14 protein-coding genes are annotated in these 20,279 nt (G+C 59.8%); 7 read left to right on the top strand and 7 right to left on the bottom strand.

The window, feature by feature from the left end; genetic code table 11:
• Positions 1 to 6: 6 nt before the first annotated feature.
• On the bottom strand, positions 7 to 783 hold the full coding sequence (mtgA, locus tag AC2CHD_RS17830) for a monofunctional biosynthetic peptidoglycan transglycosylase (RefSeq protein WP_484554720.1): 777 nt from the start codon (positions 781 to 783) through the stop codon (positions 7 to 9).
• Between the two features lie 123 nt (positions 784 to 906).
• On the opposite strand from mtgA, the gene AC2CHD_RS17825 reads away from it, so the two are divergent.
• Both AC2CHD_RS17825 and AC2CHD_RS17820 read left to right on the top strand, forming a co-directional pair.
• Entirely contained in the window at positions 907 to 1,827 is a 921-nt protein-coding gene (locus tag AC2CHD_RS17825; protein WP_484554750.1) for a polyprenyl synthetase family protein, read from the top strand.
• A gap of 221 nt (positions 1,828 to 2,048) precedes the next feature.
• Complete coding sequence (locus tag AC2CHD_RS17820; protein ID WP_484554719.1) at positions 2,049 to 4,481, top strand: hybrid sensor histidine kinase/response regulator; 2,433 nt, start codon at positions 2,049 to 2,051, stop codon at positions 4,479 to 4,481.
• A gap of 47 nt (positions 4,482 to 4,528) precedes the next feature.
• On the opposite strand, the gene AC2CHD_RS17815 is transcribed toward AC2CHD_RS17820, so the two are convergent.
• Complete coding sequence (locus AC2CHD_RS17815) at positions 4,529 to 4,864, bottom strand: cupin domain-containing protein (RefSeq protein ID WP_484554718.1); 336 nt, start codon at positions 4,862 to 4,864, stop codon at positions 4,529 to 4,531.
• A gap of 136 nt (positions 4,865 to 5,000) precedes the next feature.
• Between AC2CHD_RS17815 and AC2CHD_RS17810 the strand changes: the two genes are divergently transcribed.
• Complete coding sequence (locus AC2CHD_RS17810; protein ID WP_484554717.1) at positions 5,001 to 5,528, top strand: MarR family winged helix-turn-helix transcriptional regulator; 528 nt, start codon at positions 5,001 to 5,003, stop codon at positions 5,526 to 5,528.
• Positions 5,529 to 5,532: 4 nt separating this feature from the next.
• On the opposite strand, the gene ispG is transcribed toward AC2CHD_RS17810, so the two are convergent.
• Entirely contained in the window at positions 5,533 to 6,810 is a 1,278-nt protein-coding gene (gene ispG, locus AC2CHD_RS17805; protein ID WP_229449817.1) for a flavodoxin-dependent (E)-4-hydroxy-3-methylbut-2-enyl-diphosphate synthase, read from the bottom strand.
• A gap of 176 nt (positions 6,811 to 6,986) precedes the next feature.
• Between ispG and AC2CHD_RS17800 the strand changes: the two genes are divergently transcribed.
• The gene (locus AC2CHD_RS17800; RefSeq protein ID WP_484554716.1) at positions 6,987 to 7,784 is read left to right on the top strand and encodes a 3-hydroxybutyrate dehydrogenase; all 798 of its coding nucleotides are present in this window, start codon (positions 6,987 to 6,989) and stop codon (positions 7,782 to 7,784) included.
• Positions 7,785 to 7,817: 33 nt separating this feature from the next.
• On the opposite strand, the gene AC2CHD_RS17795 is transcribed toward AC2CHD_RS17800, so the two are convergent.
• Positions 7,818 to 8,432 carry a TetR/AcrR family transcriptional regulator gene (locus tag AC2CHD_RS17795; RefSeq protein ID WP_229449815.1) on the bottom strand — a complete coding sequence of 205 codons (615 nt, stop codon included), beginning with the start codon at positions 8,430 to 8,432 and terminating at the stop codon, positions 7,818 to 7,820.
• Positions 8,433 to 8,744: 312 nt separating this feature from the next.
• Between AC2CHD_RS17795 and AC2CHD_RS17790 the strand changes: the two genes are divergently transcribed.
• The 3 genes from AC2CHD_RS17790 to AC2CHD_RS17780 all read left to right on the top strand — a co-directional run bounded on the left by AC2CHD_RS17790 (position 8,745) and on the right by AC2CHD_RS17780 (position 13,454).
• Entirely contained in the window at positions 8,745 to 9,884 is a 1,140-nt protein-coding gene (locus tag AC2CHD_RS17790; RefSeq protein ID WP_484554715.1) for an efflux RND transporter periplasmic adaptor subunit, read from the top strand.
• A 120-nt stretch (positions 9,885 to 10,004) separates the two neighbouring features.
• Positions 10,005 to 13,166 (top strand): efflux RND transporter permease subunit, encoded by a 3,162-nt coding sequence (locus tag AC2CHD_RS17785; protein WP_484554714.1) that lies wholly within the window; start codon positions 10,005 to 10,007, stop codon positions 13,164 to 13,166.
• Positions 13,167 to 13,295: 129 nt separating this feature from the next.
• Entirely contained in the window at positions 13,296 to 13,454 is a 159-nt protein-coding gene (locus tag AC2CHD_RS17780; RefSeq protein WP_229449812.1) for a DUF3309 family protein, read from the top strand.
• Between the two features lie 13 nt (positions 13,455 to 13,467).
• Here the strand turns inward: AC2CHD_RS17780 and AC2CHD_RS17775 are convergent, their stop codons facing one another.
• From AC2CHD_RS17775 to AC2CHD_RS17765, 3 genes are all read right to left on the bottom strand, one after another.
• Positions 13,468 to 14,646, bottom strand: coding sequence for an MFS transporter (locus AC2CHD_RS17775; protein WP_484554713.1), 1,179 nt, complete (start codon positions 14,644 to 14,646; stop codon positions 13,468 to 13,470).
• 74 nt (positions 14,647 to 14,720) lie between these two features.
• Complete coding sequence (gene pyc, locus AC2CHD_RS17770; protein WP_484554712.1) at positions 14,721 to 18,188, bottom strand: pyruvate carboxylase; 3,468 nt, start codon at positions 18,186 to 18,188, stop codon at positions 14,721 to 14,723.
• A gap of 942 nt (positions 18,189 to 19,130) precedes the next feature.
• Positions 19,131 to 20,231, bottom strand: a complete 1,101-nt coding sequence (locus AC2CHD_RS17765; protein WP_229449809.1) for a branched-chain amino acid ABC transporter substrate-binding protein — start codon at positions 20,229 to 20,231, stop codon at positions 19,131 to 19,133.
• Positions 20,232 to 20,279: the final 48 nt, after the last annotated feature.

Here is a 20,279-nt window from a genome sequence, read left to right as displayed (position 1 = left end):
CTGCAATCAGGGTTTCAGACACCCCACATAACCGCCAGCCTTGCGCGCCCGCTGCTCGATATTTGCAGCGAGCCTGTTGAGGCCGCCGGATGGCTTTGCCGGATTGCGCTCCAGCGGATTGGGCAACGTCACTGCCAACAAAGCGGCCTGGCGGCGCGTAAGCTCGGAAGCCCGCCGCCCGAAGTAATGTTGCGCTGCAGCCTCCGCTCCATAAATGTTCGGGCCCCATTCGACAATGTTCAGATAAATTTCCAGGATACGTCGCTTGGAAAGGACAAGATCGAGATAAAATGCCAGCGGAAGCTCCAGACCTTTGCGCACGAAGGATCGACCCTGCCAGAGGTAAAGATTCTTCACGGTCTGCATTGGTATGGTGGAGGCTCCCCGCGCCTTTTCGCCCGACAACGCATCGTTGATGACGAGGTTCAAAGCGGCCCAGTCGATCCCGTCATGCGCACAGAACTGCCCGTCCTCCGACATCACAACAGAGTGCTGGATTAGCGTTCCCATTTCATCGAGCGCAGTCCAGCGGCGGTCATATCCTTGAAGCGTCGCCAGATCGCGCATCATCAATGTGGAAAGAGGGTGAACGAACGGGACCTTGTACAAAAGCGTCAATCCGGCCGGTATCAGGGCCAGCACCACGAGGATGGTCACGATAAGGCGGAAAAGCCGTCTTCTCCATCCACGGGCGGTTCCTGCCCGCGCTTTACCGCTACGGCCACGACGCCGGCTGCCCATGGTCGACGGCTTTTTTTCGGGATCGACTGTCGGGCCGCTCAATCCTGTTTCCCCGCATTTGAAACGCCATAACACTGCTTTCCGCATAGCGCTCCAATGCCTGCGGCGCAATGGCACCAACAATCGGACTTGACCCCGACGCCCAATAACGGCATCGCTCCGGGCATGGAAGAGACACTGCCCCTCCCCTTCGAGATTAAACTGGCCGCCGGCGCGAGTCTGGTCGAGAGCACGCTGCGCGACCTGCTCGCCCCCCGCCCCCTCGAGGGAGAGCTGCATCGGCCCGAACGTTTGCTGAAGGCCATGCGCCATGGCGTTCTGAACGGCGGCAAGCGCCTACGGCCTTTCCTTGTGCTCGAGACTGCCGCACTGTTCGATACGAAAAACCAGAACGCTGCATTGCGCGTGGCGGCGGCACTGGAATGCGTACATTGCTACTCTCTCGTCCATGACGATCTGCCTGCAATGGACGATGACGACCTGCGGCGTGGCCAGCCGACTGTTCATCGCGCCTTCGATGAAGCCGCTGCGATCCTGGCCGGCGACAGTCTACTGACCTTCGCTTTCGACATCATCAGCGCCGGCGAGACAGATTTACCCGCTGAAACGAAGGTCATGCTTGTCAATCGGCTCGCCCGCGCCTCTGGCATGGGCGGCATGGCCGGAGGTCAGGCGCTCGACTTGGCTGCCGAAGGCTCCATCCTCAGCGAAGAGGAAATACTCCTCCTGCAATCTATGAAGACGGGCGCCCTCATCCGCTTTGCCTGCGAGGCTGGCAGCTTGGTGGGCGGCGCGCAACCGGCGGAGATGGAACGTCTCGGTGAATTTGGATCCGCAATCGGTCTCGCGTTTCAGCTGGCCGACGATCTGCTTGATCTCACCTCCAACAGCGAAACGATGGGCAAAGCGACCGGCAAGGATGCCGCCGCTGGCAAGGCGACTTTGGCGAGCCTGCATGGGATTGAGTGGACCCGCCATCAACTCAATGGTCTCGTTGCTCAGGCTGAAGAAATTCTGGAGCCATTCGAAGAACGTGCCGAGACCCTTCGCCAAGCCGCTCGCTTTGTGGCCAATCGCGATAAATAGCACTATCTCGGACCCGTATTTTCTTGAGAGCACACGACAGCTTGGCCTGTCTTGCTTTGTTTTTCTTCCAACATGACTGCGCATTGATGCCGCTTGGCCGCAAAGCCATGTATAAACTCATTCTTTTAGCGTTAATCAGGCATTAATCAGGATGTTCAATTCTTACGGAAAATGGGGACGTCTTGGGAACAGCAATGCCTACCCTGGGGACACAACAATATATGCGCGGACGCTTGTTCGTGCTGCTGGCTGGTTTCGTCATCGCAGTTGCCTTAGGGACCGGATTCTTGCTGTGGCAAACGCAGACGACCAAGAATCAGGTGCGTTTCGGCGCATTCATCAGCCACATGGCGGATGCCACCAATGATGTGATTCACAACGCGTTGCGCCTTGAACAGGCTGAACTTCTTTCGCGTGGAGACGCGGCGGAAACCGCATCAAGTCACAGCGAACTCGAGCTGGCGCTGACGCGATTGAACGACGCCTTTCAGGCGCTCGAATTCGCGGTTAGTGGGGAAGTCACCACATTGGAAAGTCAGCGCCTGACCAATCTTCAGGGAGGGTTGGACTCAGGCGCGCCCATCTCGCAGACAATGCCGACTGCAACGGATATCACGGGCCATACCGTCCCCGTTTCTGTGCGTCGTATTTGGCTTGGCCAGAATGGAGAAACCCCGCTGCGGGCGCAGATCCGCGACATCATCTCGCTCGCCAACAGGCTGGAGGTTTTCACCGACTACGACAACGCCACGGCGCGGCGTGTTTTCAAGCAGCTCCAATCGCTCGCAAACACCCAGGTGCGCCCGGAACTAAAGCGCATCTCCGATCTTCTCAACGCTGGAATGATTGAAAGCCACGGCACCCTCCAATGGGGCCTCTTCGGCGTTGCCGTGGCCATGGTGACTGCGAGCCTCATCCTGGCGCTACGCATTTTTGAGCCGATGATTCGCCGCATCTCCAGGGCGCATCAGGAACTGCACAGCGCAAATATCTCGCTCGCAGCCGAAAAGATAAAGGCACAGTCGGCCGACCGCACGAAATCCGAATTCCTGGCCAATATGAGCCATGAGATCCGCACCCCCATGAACGGCGTTATGGGCATGGCGGAACTGCTAGCACGCACCAATCTTGACCAGCGTCAGGCGATGTTCGTCGACGTGATCGTCAAATCGGGTACAGCCCTCTTGACCATCATCAACGACATTCTTGATTTCTCGAAGATCGATGCGGGACAGCTGAAGCTGGACGAAGCGCCATTCCGTCTTGGCGAGGCGATTGAAGACGTGGCGGCTCTGGTATCCTCGCGCGTGGCCGAGAAAGACCTGGAGCTCATCGTCCGCGTCGATCCGGAACTGCCTGCTTCCTTCATTGGCGATGTGGGCCGGTTCCGTCAGATCGCCACGAACCTGGTCGGCAACGCGGTAAAATTCACCGAGCGCGGTCATGTCCTGATTGATGTTTCAGGCAAATCGGAAGAGGAGATCACCCGGGTCACGGTTCGGGTGGAAGACACCGGCATCGGCATTCCCCAAGACAAGCTGGACGTGGTCTTCGACAAATTCGCGCAGGTCGATTCATCGTCTACCCGCCGCCATGAAGGAACCGGGCTCGGGCTGGCCATCGCTGTCAAACTTGCCGAATTGATGGGCGGCTCCATTGAAGCAACCAGCGAGGTGGGGAAAGGATCCACGTTCACCTTCACTGTGCCGTTTGCTGTGGATACGGCCAATGCCGTCCAGGCGACTGCGCCGGTGGACGTTTCCGGGTCACGCGTGTTTGTCATCGATGACAATCCGATCAACCGCGAGATTTTGCTTGAGCAACTGAACAGCTGGGGCTTCGAGTGCGCAGCCGCGGAAAGCGGCGCCGTCGGTCTCGCCTTCCTGCAGCGCTCTGCTCAACTTGATGCGCGGGTGGATTGTGTCATTCTCGACTATCAGATGCCCGAAATGAATGGCGCTGATGTCGCCAAGAAGATCAAAGCGGATCCGGCGCTCGCGGGCATTCCACTCGTCCTTCTCACATCGGTCGACCAGACCGATACGGCGCGCCTCATGAGCGAATGCGGGATTGCCGCGCACTTGAACAAGCCCACACGTGCCTCCATGCTTCTGGAAACGCTGGTTTCAGTGATGCAGGTGAGCCGCGCGCTTCCTACGCGGGACAATGTCGAAGCGCCGATTCAGGCCAAACCGATTCAGATCCATGCCTCAACGCCACTTGAGCGAGGCCTCTCAGGGTCGCGCGGGATCAGCGGGCCGCTCGATGTTCTGGTCGCCGAGGACAACGAAGTGAACCAGCTCGTTTTCAGCCAGATTCTCGATGGAATGGGACTGAAATACAGAATCGCAAGCAACGGCAAAACGGCAGTCGAGATGCTGCGCACGCTGAAGCCCGGGCTCGTCCTCATGGATGTATCGATGCCGGAAATGAACGGTTACGAGGCAACGGCTGCGATCCGGGAACTGGAAGCTGCCAACGGGACGCACACGCCGATCATCGGCATCACCGCCCATGCCTTGAGGGGCGACCGGGAAAAGTGTCTGGGTGCCGGCATGGACGATTACCTGCCCAAGCCGATTTCCCCCCAGAAACTCGCCGACAAGATCACCCACTGGCGAAACGATGCCCACCGGCTTTCAGCAAGCGCCTGACATAGGCCCGCAGAGGCCCGCAGAGGCTGACTTCAGGGTTCTGGCCTTCAAAGGTTTTCCTGCTGGATACGCCCTGACGCGTGGATGCAAACGATATCGAGGCGGTCAGACCCCACATTGGCGAAGCTGTGCGGTGTATCGGCCGGAACGACAACGATGTCTCCCGAATACGCGCGCACGGTTTCGCCGTTCACCGTGAACTCGGCTTCCCCCGAATGCAGCACCCAGGTCTCCGAATAGGGATGCTTGTGCAGACCTGTGGCGTGGCCGGGCGGACTGTTCATCACGAACATGGAAACCTGCCCACCATAGAGCTCCCCCTCAAAGGTCACCGTACCCTTGGGGCTCGGCTTCTGCTCAGAACGGCGAATGATCTCAAACATCGCTGTTGCTCCCTTCTTCCTCCAAAGCCCTGCGCGGTGCCGAGCCCGAATATCTTAACATCAAGATATTTGCATTTTATCTTCTCGTCAAGATATATAGCGAGCCAACAAGACCCGCGAACGATCAGGAGCTTTCATGAGCATCGAGAAAACCGGCGAGGATCATGTCGACCGTCTGCGGGCGCAGTGGGCACGCGAACTTCCCGATCTCGACACGAGCCCCATGAGCATTCTCGGCCGCATCTACCGGCTATCGATGCTCGTTCGCCCCGGCATCGAGGAAACCTTCGCCGCCTTCGGCCTCGATCGGGGCGAGTTCGACGTGATCGCCACCCTACGCCGCGCCGGAGCGCCCTACCGCCTCACGCCGACCGAACTCTACAAATCCCTAATGATCACTTCAGGTGGTCTGACGCACAGACTGAAACGGCTTGAAAAGGCTGGGTTGGTCAAGCGCACCCCCTCACCCGAAGACGGGCGCAGCATGATGGTTGAGCTTACCTCCGCCGGCAAAGAGCGCGCCGAGAAGGCGTTCAGGGCCGACATGGCCAGCGAGCTTGCGCTCTTTACCGCGATGCCCCGGGCGCGCCGCGAACTCCTTGAGGAGTTGCTGCGCGAACTGACCCAAACGGTGATGTCATCCCTGGCTGACCGGGGAAAATGAACTGCTATTGCGCTGTCTCGCGGGGCCCGAAACGCTTTTCAATATAGTCGGCGACCATCTTTTCAAACTCTGCCGCGATGTTCTCGCCCCGCAGCGTTGCTGCCTTCTTGCCATCCACAAATACCGGGGCAGCCGGCGTTTCTCCCGTCCCCGGCAACGAAATGCCGATGTCGGCATGCTTGGATTCGCCAGGTCCGTTGACGATGCACCCCATCACCGCGACCTTCAGGCTCTCCACACCGGGATATTTCTTGCGCCAGACCGGCATGTTCTTTCGCAGATCACCCTCGATCTTCTGGGCAAGTTCCTGAAAGACGGTCGAAGTCGTTCGGCCGCAACCAGGGCACGCCGCAACCACCGGCAGGAACTGGCGGAATCCCATCGTCTGCAGAAGCTCCTGCGCCACCTGCACTTCACGGGTGCGGTCGCCGCCCGGCTCCGGTGTCAAGGAAATGCGGATCGTATCACCAATACCCTGCTGCAGCAGAATACCCATCGCGGCTGATGAGGCGACAATCCCCTTGGTGCCCATGCCGGCTTCGGTCAGCCCCAGATGCAGCGAGTGGTTGGAGCGCCGCGCAAGCTCGGTATAGACGGCGATCAGGTCCTGCACCTGGCTGACCTTGGCTGAAAGAATGATACGGTCGCGCCCGAGCCCGATTTCCTCCGCAAGCTCGGCCGAAAGCAGCGCTGACTGCACAATGGCTTCGCGCGTCACTTCCTGAGCCGTCATGGGCGACCCGTTATTCTGGTTCTCGTCCATCAGACGCGTGAGCAATTCCTGATCGAGCGAGCCCCAATTGACGCCAATGCGCACCGGCTTGTCATACTTGATCGCCGTTTCGATGATCGCGGCAAACTGACGGTCTTTCTTGTCCTTGAAGCCGACATTGCCGGGATTGATCCGGTATTTCGCCAGAGCCTCGGCGCAGGCAGGATGATCGGCCAGCAATTTGTGCCCGATATAGTGAAAATCGCCCACGAGTGGCACAAAAATTCCCACCCGTTCCAGCCGTTCGCGGATGCGTGGCACGGCAGCGGCCGCCTCATCACGATCAACGGTAATGCGCACCAATTCAGAGCCGGCGCGATGAAGCGCAGCGATCTGCGCCACCGTGCGGTCCACATCCGCCGTGTCCGTGTTTGTCATGGACTGAACGACCACGGGTGCGTCCCCACCGACAATCACATTGCCCACGGCAACACCCACGGCCTCGCGCCGCGGAAATGGTGATGAGAAATAGCCGCTCACAGATTTGCTGGCCGTGAATGTTCCGGTCATTGGGGGAACTGTCCCGTTTTCAGCCGTATCGGGCTTGAGGTGGCCGAGACAGACCGGAATGTCAATGGCGCATAAGCGCATTTGCGCAGATCGCCTCGCTTGACAGTGTCTCCATCCGTCGCTTTGCTGCGCCGCAACATTACCTCATTTCCCACGCTTCGACAAAGGGACATGCCATGCAGAACGAACCGGGCAAGCAAAAACGGACGGCTGTGATCACCGGGTCAACGTCTGGCATCGGCTTCGGGATTGCCGAAGCGCTGGCAGCTAACGGCTGCAATATCGTCCTGAATTCATTCACGGACAGCTCAAAAGACCATGCTATCGCAAAAAAGCTCGCCGATGATCACGGCGTGGAGGCGGCCTATGTGAGCGCCGACATGTCCGATCCGGCCGCCTGCCGTCTGCTGATCGATGAGGTGGCACAACGCTTCGGTGGCGTCGATATTCTCGTCAACAATGCCGGCATCCAGCATGTGGCCCCCGTCGAAGAATTTCCCATCGAAAAATGGAACGCCATTCTGGCGATCAATCTTTCATCGTCCTTCCACACCATCGCCGCTGCGATCCCGCACATGAAGAAGGCAGGTCACGGACGCATCATCAACATCGCCTCGGCACATGGCCTGCGCGCCTCGCCGTTCAAATCCGCCTATGTTGCAGCCAAACATGGTGTGGTGGGGCTGACCAAGACAGTGGCTCTCGAACTCGCCGAGACTGGCATCACCTGCAACGCTGTTTGCCCCGGTTACGTCCTGACCCCGTTGGTGGAGGCGCAAATTCCTGATCAGATGAAGGTGCATGGCATGGATCGTGAAACGGTCGTGCGCGAAGTGATGCTTGCCAGGCAGCCCACGCGGGAGTTTGTCACTGTCGAGGAGTTGGGCGAGCTGGTTGTGTTTCTGTGTTCCGATCACGCATCGCAGATGACTGGCACGGCCCTGCCGATGGATGGTGGCTGGACGGCACAATAGCGACGATCACCAGTTTGAAGCCAGCAGCCCGCCTCAACCACGTTCCGGTTGCGCTGCGGCCATGGAAATTTCGAGAACCCGCACCAGTCGCCGCGCACCGTCTATTGCAGGCTTTCCACACAGGCCGCGCATACGCATACCTTCAAGACCATCCAGCAGAATTTCCGCCAGCCCCCGGGCCGAAAGCCCCTGCCCCTCAAGATCGGCATTTGTCCGCGTTGCCTCATCCGCCACCGCTGCCTCAACAATGGCTGTCAGCCCATCGCGCCACTCGGCGATGATATCGGCGGCGATCTTGTTTTCCATGTCGAGAATTTCCTGTCCATGAGCCGACTGATCGATGGTCTCGATCAGCCCGAACAGGGCCCGGTCGAGCGCCGTCATCATCCGCTCGCCAAAGGTTCCTTCTTCGGCGAGCCCCTGCCGCGCGCCTTCCAGCGATTGCTCAAGAACGCATGCGCCGATGGCGCGGAAGATGTCCGCCTTGTTCCGAAACTGCAGGTAAAGCGCCGGCCGCGAAACATCAGCGGACCGGGCAATGTCATCCATCGTGGTTCGGGCAAAGCCATAGGCAAGAAACACCTTCATGGCGCCATCAAGGATACGCTCCCGCTTGGGGTCATCGGTGCATCGGGCAATCAAATTCATGGACTGTACTTTCTTTCGATGACTATTGACAAAATAACGATTTTTGTCAATATGTCCCAAACCTTCGCGCATCCAGCGTGCAGAGGGCGTTTTTATGTGCTTGCATTCTGACGTCAGACAGACGTTCGTTGATGTCAGGAGCATTCGCCATTCGGCTTTTGTAAAGCTTGCGTGTGCGATATATGAGCGTGCTTTTGCCGCAAGATACCGCGTCTTGCCCTTGCGCCTTGGCGAATTGAATTCTGCGCGGGCAGTCCCCATATCGGGCCGGTCCTCAGTCGACAGGCCGGCTCTATCGCATCGGAAAACGACATGCCGAAGATAAGGTTGCACAAACTTGCCGCGATTGCCGTGTTGGTCGCGACAGCCGCCTGGATCGCCACGGGGGAGTTTTCCTCTGTTGGCAGCGCCAGTGAAGAGCCACAGACCGTGGCGCAGCGACCCGAAAACAAGCCGGCGGAAGCGCAGACGGTGACGGTGGCGACGCCGCCGCGTATCGATCACTCCAGAACGATCCGCGTTTCGGGCAAGACCGCTGCTGACAAGCGTTCGGCCCTGGCCCTGCGCGCTGGCGGCGTGGTCTCGGAGCTGCCGGTCTCAAAGGGCGACAGGGTATCCGCGGGCGACCTGATCCTGAGGCTCGAGACTGAAGGCAAGGAAGCGGCGGTGGAGACCGCACGTCAGGTTTTGGCCCAGAGACAGGCCGAATCCGAGGCTGCTGACCGCCTTGCCAAGTCCGGCAATCTTGCCCGCCTGCAGTTGGACAGCGCCCGCTCGGCACTCGCCACTGCCCGCTCCCAGCTCGAGGCTGCTGAAGCCGACCTTGCACGCATCACCGTGCGCGCACCCTTCGATGGCATCATCGACAAGGTCGACGTGGAGCTCGGCTCCTCCGCAATGCAGGGTCAGGAAGTTGCCACACTGATCAAACTCGACCCGGTGATCGCCGTGGGCGAGGTCAGCGAACACGACCTTGGGTCTGTCGATGTTGGTGACAAGGCGGACGTTCGATTGGTTGACGGCACGAAAGTCAGCGGTGAAGTCCGCTTCGTCAGCCGCGAGGCTTCTGAGCAGACCCGTACGTTCCGTATCGAGGTGGCGATCCCCAATCAGGACGGCAGCATTCCCGCCGGCATGACCGCAGAGATCAACATTCACGCCGAGCCGGTGGAAGCGGTTGCCTTGCCGCGTTCCGTGGTGACGCTGAACGAGAATGGCGAGCTTGGCGTTCGTGCCGTCGATGACACCAGCAAGGTGGTCTTTTACCCGATTGACCTGGTCGATGACACGCCCCGGGCTCTCTTCCTTGCCGGCATCCCGGCCAATGCGCAGGTAATCGTCGCCGGCCAGGATCTCGTGACCGAGGGTGACACGGTGAAGACGGAAATCGCCGACCAGAAGCTCATACGGGAACTGGCAGGCGTCCTCGCCTCCGAGATGACCACCCGCTGAGACAGCCTGCTGTAGCGTAAAACGGCTTTCTCTCGAAGGCTGTATACCATTGAAACAAAGCGCCTCCGGTATCAGGAGAAACACTGAAGCGCGCTGACGGGACAAGACAGGACCTGCCCGATGGACATCGTCCGTATAGCAATTCAGAATGCCAGGCTGACCTTATCCATCCTGCTCTTCTTCGTGATTGCCGGATCACTGGCCTATATCAGCATCCCCAAGGAAGCTGAGCCGGATGTACCGATCCCGATCATCTATGTGAGCCTGACCTATCAGGGCATCTCACCGGAAGACTCGGAGCGGCTCTTGCTGCGCCCGATCGAGACCCGGCTCAAAAGCCTTGAGGGCGTCAAGGAAATGCGATCCTCCGCCTATCAGGGCGGCGGCTTTGTTCTTGTCGAATTTCAGGCCGGCTACGACTTCTCCAATGCCATCGAGGACGTGCGCGCCAAGGTCGCCGACGCACGGCGCGAGCTGCCACAGGGGGCCGATGAGCCCTCGGTGCATGAAGTAAACATTTCAGAGTTTCCGATTCTCGTCGTAACGCTTGCCGGCAACGTACCCGAGCGCGTTCTTTCCGCCGCCGCACGGGAGCTTCGAGACCGGATCGAGGAAATTCCTGGCGTGCTTGAAGGCACGCTGCAGGGCTCTCGCGACGAGCTGGTCGAGATTCTCATCGACCCGATGAAGCTCTCCTCTTACGGCTTGCAGCTCGACCAGATGATCAATGGCGTCAATGCCTCAAACAGCCTGGTCGCAGCCGGTTCGCTGGAAGGCGAAGCCGGACGGTATGCTGTCAAGGTGCCTTCACTGATCGAGACTGTGGAGGATGTGGCGAATCTGCCGATTGTCTCAAGCCCGAATGCCGTGGTGCGAGCGCGTGATCTGGCAGAGATCCGCTCCACCTTCAAGGATGCCGAAACGATCACCCGCCTGAACGGCAGGAACGCAATCGCCATTGAGGTCAAGAAGCGGGTCGGCGCGAATCTTGTCGACACGGTTGATGCCGTGAAAACTGCAGCGACCGAATTCGAGAAGGTTACGGACGGCAACATCACTGTGTCCTACAGTCAGGACAAATCGGTGATGATCCGCGACATGCTCAACGACCTGCAAAACCATGTCCTGATCGCAGTGATTCTGGTTTTCATCGTTGTCCTCTACACCCTCTCCGGGCGCGCTTCCCTGCTGATCGGACTCGCCGTTCCCGCGTCCTTCCTGATGGGCATCTACGCTCTCTCGCTTGGCGGCTTCACCGTCAACATGGTGGTTCTCTTCAGCCTCATCCTGGCCGTCGGCATGCTGGTTGATGACGCCATCATCGTAACGGAATTCGCCGAGCGGCGCATGACCGAGGGCATGGACAAGGCGCAAGCCTTCGAGCTTGCAGCCAAACGCATGGCCGGCCCCGTGATCGCTGCAACCATGACTCGTATCGCGGCCTTTTCGCCCCTTTTGTTCTGGCCGGGCATTGTCGGCGAATTCATGAAATACCTGCCGATCACGCTGATCGTCACGCTAAGCGCCTCGATGATCTATGCATTGATATTCACCCCGACCCTCGGGGCGATCTTTGCCAAGGCACATGTGCAGGAAGAGCAGAAACCGGACGGGTGGTATATGGGGCTCGTGAAGCAGGCTGTGCGCTTTCCCAAAACCGTTCTTCTGCTCACGGTCGGCCTGCTGGGCGGCATCATCTACTCCTACTCTCAATATGGCGCTGGCGTTGAATTCTTCCCCAATGTGGAGCCGGAATACGGCCTCATGTATGTGCATGCCCGTGGAAACCTCTCGCTTGAAGAGATGGACCGGCTGACAAAACCTGCCGAGGAAAAGCTACTCAACTGGCCAGGCATTGAATCCGTCTATACACGCGTCGGCAAAACCCGTGGCGGCGGACAGGATATCGATGAAGATGTCATCGGCGTCATCCAATACGAATTTATTGACTGGCGGGAGCGCGAGCCTGCGAGCAAGATCCTTGATGATCTGCGGCGTGAGCTTGCCGGCACCCCTGGTGTCGAAATCGAGGTCCGCGTACCCGAAGGCGGTCCTCCGACCGGTCAGCCGATCCAGGTTCGCCTTTCAGCTGCGGATCCGACAGACCTGAACAGCCATGCCGCGGAGGTCGCGCGTGCGATCGGAAACGTGCCGGGAGTGATCGACATATCTGACGGCCTCCCGCCACCCGGCATCGACTGGGCGATCAAGGTGGATCGCGCCAAGGCAGCACAATACGGGATCAGCCCGGTGTCTGTCGGCACGGTGGTCCAGCTTGTGACCAACGGGTTGAAACTGTCAGAATACCGGCCTGCCGGTGTCGACGACGCTGTCGATATTCGCCTGCGCCTGCCCGAGGACCGGCGCACCCTCTCTGCCCTGGATCAGCTGCGGGTCCAGACATCGCAGGGTCCGGTCCCGATCTCCAACTTCGTGTCACGCGAACCGGAACGGTCGACCGGGATTTTGAACCGCATCGACGGACAGCGCACCATCGTCGTCACAGCCAATGTCGCCAGCGGCTATCAGGTCTCGGCCGTCCAGGCCGAAGTCACGCAGACGCTTGGCGACATGGACCTTGGCGCCACACGCTGGAAACTCGCCGGGTCGAACGAGGAAAGTGAGGAAGCGAGCGCCTTCCTGTCGAAAGCCTTCGGCGCCGCAATCTTTCTGATTTTCGTGGTGCTCCTTGCCCAGTTCAACAAGTTCACCAGCGTCTTCCTGGTATTGATGACCGTGGTGATGGCCACAATCGGTGTGTTCCTCGGATTGCTCATAACCGGGCAGCCCTTTGGCATCGTCATGTCCGGCATTGGTGTCATTGCGCTTGCCGGCGTGGTGGTGAACAACAACATTGTTCTGATCGACACCTATGACCGGCTGCGGCGCGAAGGCTGGAAAAAGCAGGAAGCCATCCTTCAGACCTGCCGCGAACGCGCGCGCCCGGTCATGCTGACCGCCATTTCCGCCGTGCTCGGTGTGGCGCCAATCGCTTTCGGTCTCGGACTGGAACTGTTCCACCAGGAAGTGACCATCGGAGCGCCCTCGACCCAGTGGTGGATTTCGCTATCAGGCGCCATCGTCTATGGCCTCACCTTTGCGACAGCTCTAACGCTGATCGTCACGCCCTCTGCTTTGATGGTGTTCACGCGCGAGACCCTGCCCGCCGGCCAGAAGCGGCGCGGTCTGTTTGCTCGACTGTTCCGTCGGGGTGAAAAGGACAAGGCACCGGTAAAGACTTCCGATGTTCCGGAAGACCCCTTTCCCAAACCGGCTGAGTGAGGGACCAGGCCTTTTTACATCACGAGCCGGCGCATCCCCAGCGACGCGCCGGCTTCTTTGCTTTTGAGGGAACCGAAGCGCTGCTGACACGTTGAAATGCAAGGCTTTCAACACAGCGAGGAGAACGCGATGTCGCTCGGCACAATCCTCATCATCATTCTGATCTTGATCTTGCTCGGCGCCATCCCCGCCTGGCCGCATTCGCGCGGATGGGGATACGGACCATCAGGCATCTTGGGCCTGCTGCTGGTTATCGTTTTAATACTAATGCTGATGGGCAACATCTAGCGCCAGGTAAAGATCAAGCACAACCGGCAGGCTGCGCAGCAATCGTATCAGCGGACCTGACGAGATTGGCCAGCATCAGAACGCAGGCAAGCAGCAGGGAAAAAGCCAGGAAAATCGGCGCGAATCCGGTGCGCTCGGCGATGAAGCCCACAAGCGATGGAGCAACAAGCATGCCGGAATAGCCGATCGTGGTTGCCACGCTCATACCTGCCCCCGGTGACAGCCCCGGCTGGTTGCCCGCAGCGGAAAAAACTATCGGCACCATGTTGGCGATACCCATACCGCTGAGAGCGAAAGCTATCGTCGCCAGCATGGGCGAAGTGGCGAACCCGGCTCCAAGCATGCCGATCGTTGCGACGATGCCGGAATAGCGTAAGGTGCGCACTGCACCGAAACGATTGCGCAGACGGTCGCCGGCAAAACGCATGACCGCCATGGCGCCGGAAAATGCGGTAAAGGCCAGACTCGCTTCGGCGATTCCCGCGCCCATTTCCTGCCGGAGGTAAAGCGCTGCCCAATCGAGCACCGCTCCCTCCGGCAACATGCAGAAAAGTGCGACAAGACCTGTCACATAGACCATCGGATTGCGGGGCAATCCCTTGCGCCCATGGCCATCCTCCCCGGCCATGGGCCGAGCTTCAACAATCAGAAATGGCAGCGTGACAAGGACAAGCACAACGGCAAATGCCACCACCATTCCCGCATGCGCCATGTAACCGTAGCGCTCAATAAGCAGTCCGCCCGCGCCGGCACCGACAAACCCGCCCAGACTCCAAAACCCGTGTGACGAAGACATCACCGCCCGTCCGAGCGAGCGTTCCACAGCCACGGCATTGGCGTTCATGGAGATATCCATGGCGCCTAGGAATGCACCAAAAAAGATAAGTGCGGCAATCATTTGCCAGATGTATGCGGCTCCGACGAGGCCGCCAAAGGACAGGGCGCACACAATAGCGGCCACCCGCAAGACAATGCGGGAGCCGAACCGGCCGATCAAATAGCCACACAGCGGCATCACGGCCACCGCTCCACAACCGAAAACGAGAATGAGCAGACCAAGCGCCGTCTCGCTCAGCTCAAAGCGGGAGGCGACAACCGGAATCTGCGGAGCCCAGCTGCCTACCATGAAACCATTGACGAAAAAGCAGGCCGCGACAGCCCAGCGCCCGATGGACGCATTCCGGAATGACATAACCGGCTCCAAGAAAAACGGCGCGTCAGAAATCACCTGATCGCGCCGCATTTAAATCGGTTTAACCGAGATCGTCAATCGCCGTTCTCGAACACGACGAGCAGATCCTTGGCATCGATCTGATCGCCCGCACTCACAAGAACCTCGGCGATCGTTCCGTCGCGCTCGGCATGAAGCGCTGTTTCCATTTTCATGGCCTCTATGGACAAAAGCACGTCACCAGACTGGACACTCTGCCCCGGCTTGACGGCAAGCGTGGACACGACACCTGGCATCGGTGCCCCCACATGCGCCTCGTTGCCGGCCTCCGCCTTGCGGCGCGCCGCAGATGCAGACGCACCATGCACCCTGTCGGGGACCTTGACGCGACGAGGCTGGCCGTTGAGTTCGAAGAACACGGTCACCATGCCTTTTTCGTCAACCTCACCGATCGCAAGGCAACGGATCACCAGCGTCTTGCCGCGTTCGATCTCGACGAAAATCTCGTCCTCGGGTTGCATGCCGTAGAAGTAGACAGGCGTCGGCAACACGCTGACGGGACCATAATTTTCCGATGCGGCGGCGAAGTCCGTGAAGACCTTGGGATACATCAACCATGAGGAAAACTCGAACTCACTCACCTTGCGACCGAGCTTCTCTTCGAGCGCCTTGCGATCCGCCTCAAGATCGGCCGGCTCCAGCAGCGAACCGGGTCGCACCGTGATCGGCTTCTCCCCCTTCAAGACCTTTTTCTGCAGGGCCTCAGGCCAGCCTGCCGGTGGCTGACCAAGATCGCCATGCAGCATGGAGACCACCGAGTCCGGGAAGGCGATATCCTTTTCCGGATTTTGGACATCCGCGACGGTCAGATCCTGCGAAACCATCATCAGCGCCATGTCACCCACGACCTTGGAGGAGGGTGTGACCTTGACGATATCGCCGAACATCATGTTGACGTCATGATAGGCGCGCGCCACCTCGTGCCAACGGGTCTCCAGCCCCAGCGAGCGGGCCTGCTCCTTGAGATTGGTGAACTGGCCGCCAGGCATTTCGTGCAGATAGACCTCGGAAGCCGGTCCTTTCAGGTCGCTTTCAAAGGCGGCGTACTGGTTGCGCACGGCCTCCCAGTAGAAGGAGATGCGGCGCACCCATTCACGGTCGAGCCCGGTATCGCGGGCATCGCCCTTGAGCGCTTCGACAATGGAGCCGAGACAGGGCTGCGATGTGTTGCCAGAGAGCGCATCCATTGCCGCGTCAACGGCGTCGACCCCGCTTTCAACGGCGGCAAGCACCGTTGCGGCGGAAATGCCGGACGTGTCGTGCGTGTGGAAATGCAATGGCAGGTCGGTTGCCTCGCGCAGCGCCTTGAACAGCACCCGCGCCGCACCCGGTTTCAGGAGGCCGGCCATGTCCTTGATGGCGATGATGTTTGCACCAGCAGCCTCAAGTTCTCCGGCAAGCCCGACATAGTATTTCAGATCGTACTTCGCGCGGTCCGGATCGAGGAGATCGCCCGTATAGCAGATGGTCGCCTCGCAGAGCTTGCCTTCGGAGCGCACCGCGTCCATCGCCACCCGCATGTTCTCCACCCAGTTGAGGCAGTCAAACACACGAAAGAGATCGATGCCGCCTTCCGCCGCCTGTTTGACGAAGTGCTGCACGACATTGTCGGGATAGTTGGTGTAGCCGACGCCATTGGCACCGCGCAGGAGCATCTGGAGAAGCAGGTTGGGCGCGCCCTCGCGAATGCGTGAAAGACGCTCCCAAGGGTCTTCCGTCAGGAAGCGCATGGCGACGTCGAAGGTCGCCCCGCCCCAACACTCCAGCGACAGAAGCTCAGGTAGTGCACGGGCATAGACGCCGGCAATGCGCGCCATGTCGAATGTGCGCATGCGGGTGGCGAGCAACGACTGATGCGCATCGCGCATCGTTGTGTCGGTGACCAGCACGCGCTCCTGCTCGCGCATCCATTTGGAGAAGCCCTCGGCCCCAAGCTTATCGAACGTCTGCTTGCTTCCGTCCGGCACCGGCATGTCGACATAAGGCACATGCGGCGCCGCCGCCTCGGCATTGGGCAGTGCCCGACCCCGCGCCTCAGGATGGCCGTTCACCGTGACATCGGCCAGATAGTTCAAAAGCTTGGTCGCGCGGTCCCGCCGCTTGACCTGCGTGAAAAGCTCAGGTGTCTCGTCAATGAACCGGGTCGTGTAGGACGCATTGCGGAAATTCGGGTGGCTGATGATCGCTTCAAGGAAGGTCAGGTTGGTCGCCACGCCGCGAATGCGGAACTCGCGCAGCGCGCGGTCCATGCGGGCGATGGCCTCTTCGGGTGTCGGCGCCCAGGCCGTGACCTTTTCAAGCAGCGGATCGTAGAATCGCGTGATGACCGCGCCGGAATAGGCCGTACCACCGTCCAGACGGATGCCGAAACCAGTCGCGCCGCGATAGGCGGTGATACGACCGTAATCCGGGATGAAGTTCTGCTCCGGGTCTTCCGTGGTGATGCGGCACTGAAGGGCATCACCATTCAGACGAATGTCCGCCTGCGCGGGAACACCTGAAGCCTTGTCGCCGATTTTCGCCCCTTCCAGAATGTGGATCTGTGCCTTGACGATATCGACGCCGGTCACCTCCTCGGTGACCGTGTGTTCCACCTGAATGCGTGGATTGACCTCGATGAAATAGAAGGCGCCCGTGTCTGCATCCATGAGGAATTCGACTGTGCCGGCGCCGATGTAGTTGGTTGCCTCGGCGATCTTCAGCGCATAGCCGCACAGTTCGTCGCGCTTTTCGTCGTTCAGGTAAGGCGCCGGTGCCCGCTCCACGACTTTCTGGTTGCGGCGTTGAATGGAACAGTCCCGCTCGAACAGATGCACGGCGTTGCCATGCGTATCGCCCAGAACCTGAACCTCCACGTGCCGCGCGCGCTCGACCAGCTTTTCGAGATAGACTTCATCCTTGCCGAAAGCGGCCTTGGCCTCGCGCTTTGCCTCGGTGACTTCGTGTTCCAGATCCTCGCGGCTGCGAATGACGCGCATGCCGCGTCCGCCGCCACCCCAGGAGGCCTTGAGCATAACCGGGAAGCCCACCTCCTCCGCCATGCGGGCAACCTCTTCCATGTCATCGGGCAATGGCTCGGTGGCGGGGACCACCGGCACGCCCACCTCCACCGCCAGATTGCGCGCGGCCACTTTGTTACCCAGGCGGCGCATGGTCTCTGGCTTGGGCCCGATAAAGACAATGCCGTTCTCGGCACAAGCTTCGGCAAACTCGGGGCTCTCGGACAGAAGGCCATAGCCCGGATGGATAGCGTCAGCTCCCGACAATTTGGCGACGCGGATCACCTCATCGATCGAGAGATAGCTCTCGATGGGGCCAAGATCACGCTCCAGATGCGGTCCGCGCCCCACCTGGTAGGATTCGTCAGCCTTGAAGCGGTGCAGTGAATATTTATCCTCCTCGGCCCAGATGGCCACCGTTCGGATGTCGAGTTCATTGGCTGCGCGGAAGACGCGGATGGCGATTTCGGAACGGTTTGCGACGAGGATCTTCTTAATCTGCACTGGCAAAAACTCCGGGAAGAGAAGGTTTGTGCGGGATTGCCTGGCGCGAAACTCCCCTCCGCGCCAAAACGACGCGGTATGATTAGCGTGGACGATGCTGCGGTGCAAACTTTCTTGACGTGGAGGAAACTTTGCCGGTTTCGAAGCAGTGTTATTGCCAAACCCTGTTTCCGCCCGATGGCGCGCTTCCATCTTCCCCATCCCGGCCACTGACGGCGCTCGCCCCTCATCCTCACCTTCTCCCCGCCTGCGGGGAGAAGGGGACGTTTGTCGTTGGCGCGTTCTTCCAATGGGTCCCGGATAGTCTGCGGTTTCCGGAATGACGGCTTCCTTCTCCCCGCTTGCGGGGAGAAGGTCCCGGCAGGGGGATGAGGGGCGGGCGGGGCCTTGCGATCTTCTCCACCTGTGTCGGCATCCCGACCACTGATGGCGCGCGCCCCTCATCCTCACCTTCTCCCCGCTCGCGGGGAGAAGGGGACGTTTGACGTTGGCGGGTATTCTGCAGAGGGGGCGAGGACAGGGCCGTGTTCCAGCGTGCTTTTCCATGGATCGCGGCTTCCGGGATGTCGGCCCCCTTCTCCCCGCAGGCGGGGAGAAGGGGGCCGACAGGGGCGATGGCTGGGAGTGTAGTGGAGGTTTTGGGGGTGGGGAGAAAAGAGCGAATAGCGAGTAGGGAACGCGCTTCGCCAACGTCGTCTCCTATGGCTTGACCATAGGATCCGTGCCGTTGCGGTGGTGACGGGGGCGTGTGAGAAAAATTGCGTGTCGCCTTGAAGGGCTGCGGTTTATCCCCGGCGCTTTGACATGGGTCCTCGGATCAGGTCCGAGGATGACGAAAGGGCTGGAATGCCAGCTGAATGAAATTGGGCGCCAGCCGCTTCACCAAAAGAAAGCGGCCCGGCATCGCTGCCGGGCCGCCAGACCTCACATCAAGCCAGTGGCTTACTGCTCGAGGTAGTCGTATTTGCCGTCTTTCCACTCGTAGAAGACATAGCCCGGCAGCGTTACGTCGCCCTTGTCGTCGAAGGACAGGTCGCCGAGAACGGTCGAGAACGTGCCGTCGTTCAGAGCGGCAACGACCGGATCGTAGTCGGTGGAACCGGCTGTCTCGACGGCATCCTTCCATGCCTGGATGGCGGCATAGGTGTAGAGCGCGTAGCCTTCAGCCGTCTTGCCGGCAGCAAGCAGCTTGTCGACGACCGGCTTTGCGATCTCGTTCTTGCGCGGATCGGGCGAGAAGGTCATCAGCGTGCCCTCACCCGCGTCGCCGGTGATGGCCCAATACTCATCGGTGACAAGCGCGTCACCTGACACAAGCACCGTGTCCATGCCCTGCTCGCGCATCTGGCGCGCCATGAGGCCGGCTTCCGTGTGGTAGCCGCCAACATAAAGGACGCCAACGCCTTCCTGCTTCAGCTTGGAGACCAGCGCGGTGTAGTCCTTTTCACCGGCGGTGTAAGCTTCGTAGAGAGCCGGCTTGCCGCCGGCGGCCTCATAGGCAGCCTTCGTTGCGTCTGCCAGGCCCTTGCCGTAGGCGGTCTTGTCGTGGACGAAAGCAACCTTCTTGTCGCCGAAATTCTCGACAAGGAACTTGCCGGCAACATCGCCCTGCTGGTCGTCACGACCGCAGACGCGGTAGACGCCGGGGCCAGGCCGGTTGTCGGTGAAAGCCGGGTTGGTGGAGGCCGGTGAAATCTGGATGATGCCTTCCTCGGCATAGACCGACGATGCCGGGATGGACGAACCCGAGCAGAAATGACCTGCTACGAACACGACACCCGAGCCTGCAAACTGGTTGGCAACGGCCACAGCCTGCTTGGGATCGCAGGCATCGTCGCCCACTTCCAGCTTCAGCATTTCGCCATTCACGCCACCAGCTTCGTTGATGTCGGCAATGGCCTGTTCTGCGCCCGCCTTCATCTGCTCACCGAAGGAAGCGTATTGACCCGTCATGGGGCCAGCAACTGCAATCGTGATGTCCGCCCAGGCGGAACCGGTCATCATCAGGCTGAGTGCTGCGCCAGCCATAAGTGCCTTTTTCATGACTTCTCCCTTTAAAAACACCAGAAGTTCCCTTGGCTTTCCGGAAAT

It is taken from the genome of Nitratireductor sp. ATLC21 (assembly GCF_057196525.1).
The sequence above is the reverse complement of the archived record's forward strand: the minus strand, read 5'-3'. Positions and strand labels throughout refer to the sequence as shown.

Excerpts from the sequence above, each read along its gene's own strand:
- AC2CHD_RS17825 (WP_484554750.1), top strand. The coding sequence starts at position 907 with ATGGAAGAGACACTGCCCCTCCCCTTCGAGATTAAACTGGCCGCCGGC.
- AC2CHD_RS17820 (WP_484554719.1), top strand. The coding sequence starts at position 2,049 with ATGCGCGGACGCTTGTTCGTGCTGCTGGCTGGTTTCGTCATCGCAGTT.
- AC2CHD_RS17815 (WP_484554718.1), bottom strand. The coding sequence starts at position 4,864 with ATGTTTGAGATCATTCGCCGTTCTGAGCAGAAGCCGAGCCCCAAGGGT.
- AC2CHD_RS17810 (WP_484554717.1), top strand. The coding sequence starts at position 5,001 with ATGAGCATCGAGAAAACCGGCGAGGATCATGTCGACCGTCTGCGGGCG.
- ispG (WP_229449817.1), bottom strand. The coding sequence starts at position 6,810 with ATGACCGGAACATTCACGGCCAGCAAATCTGTGAGCGGCTATTTCTCA.
- AC2CHD_RS17800 (WP_484554716.1), top strand. The coding sequence starts at position 6,987 with ATGCAGAACGAACCGGGCAAGCAAAAACGGACGGCTGTGATCACCGGG.
- AC2CHD_RS17795 (WP_229449815.1), bottom strand. The coding sequence starts at position 8,432 with ATGAATTTGATTGCCCGATGCACCGATGACCCCAAGCGGGAGCGTATC.
- AC2CHD_RS17790 (WP_484554715.1), top strand. The coding sequence starts at position 8,745 with ATGCCGAAGATAAGGTTGCACAAACTTGCCGCGATTGCCGTGTTGGTC.
- AC2CHD_RS17785 (WP_484554714.1), top strand. The coding sequence starts at position 10,005 with ATGGACATCGTCCGTATAGCAATTCAGAATGCCAGGCTGACCTTATCC.
- AC2CHD_RS17780 (WP_229449812.1), top strand. The coding sequence starts at position 13,296 with ATGTCGCTCGGCACAATCCTCATCATCATTCTGATCTTGATCTTGCTC.
- AC2CHD_RS17775 (WP_484554713.1), bottom strand. The coding sequence starts at position 14,646 with ATGTCATTCCGGAATGCGTCCATCGGGCGCTGGGCTGTCGCGGCCTGC.
- AC2CHD_RS17765 (WP_229449809.1), bottom strand. The coding sequence starts at position 20,231 with ATGAAAAAGGCACTTATGGCTGGCGCAGCACTCAGCCTGATGATGACC.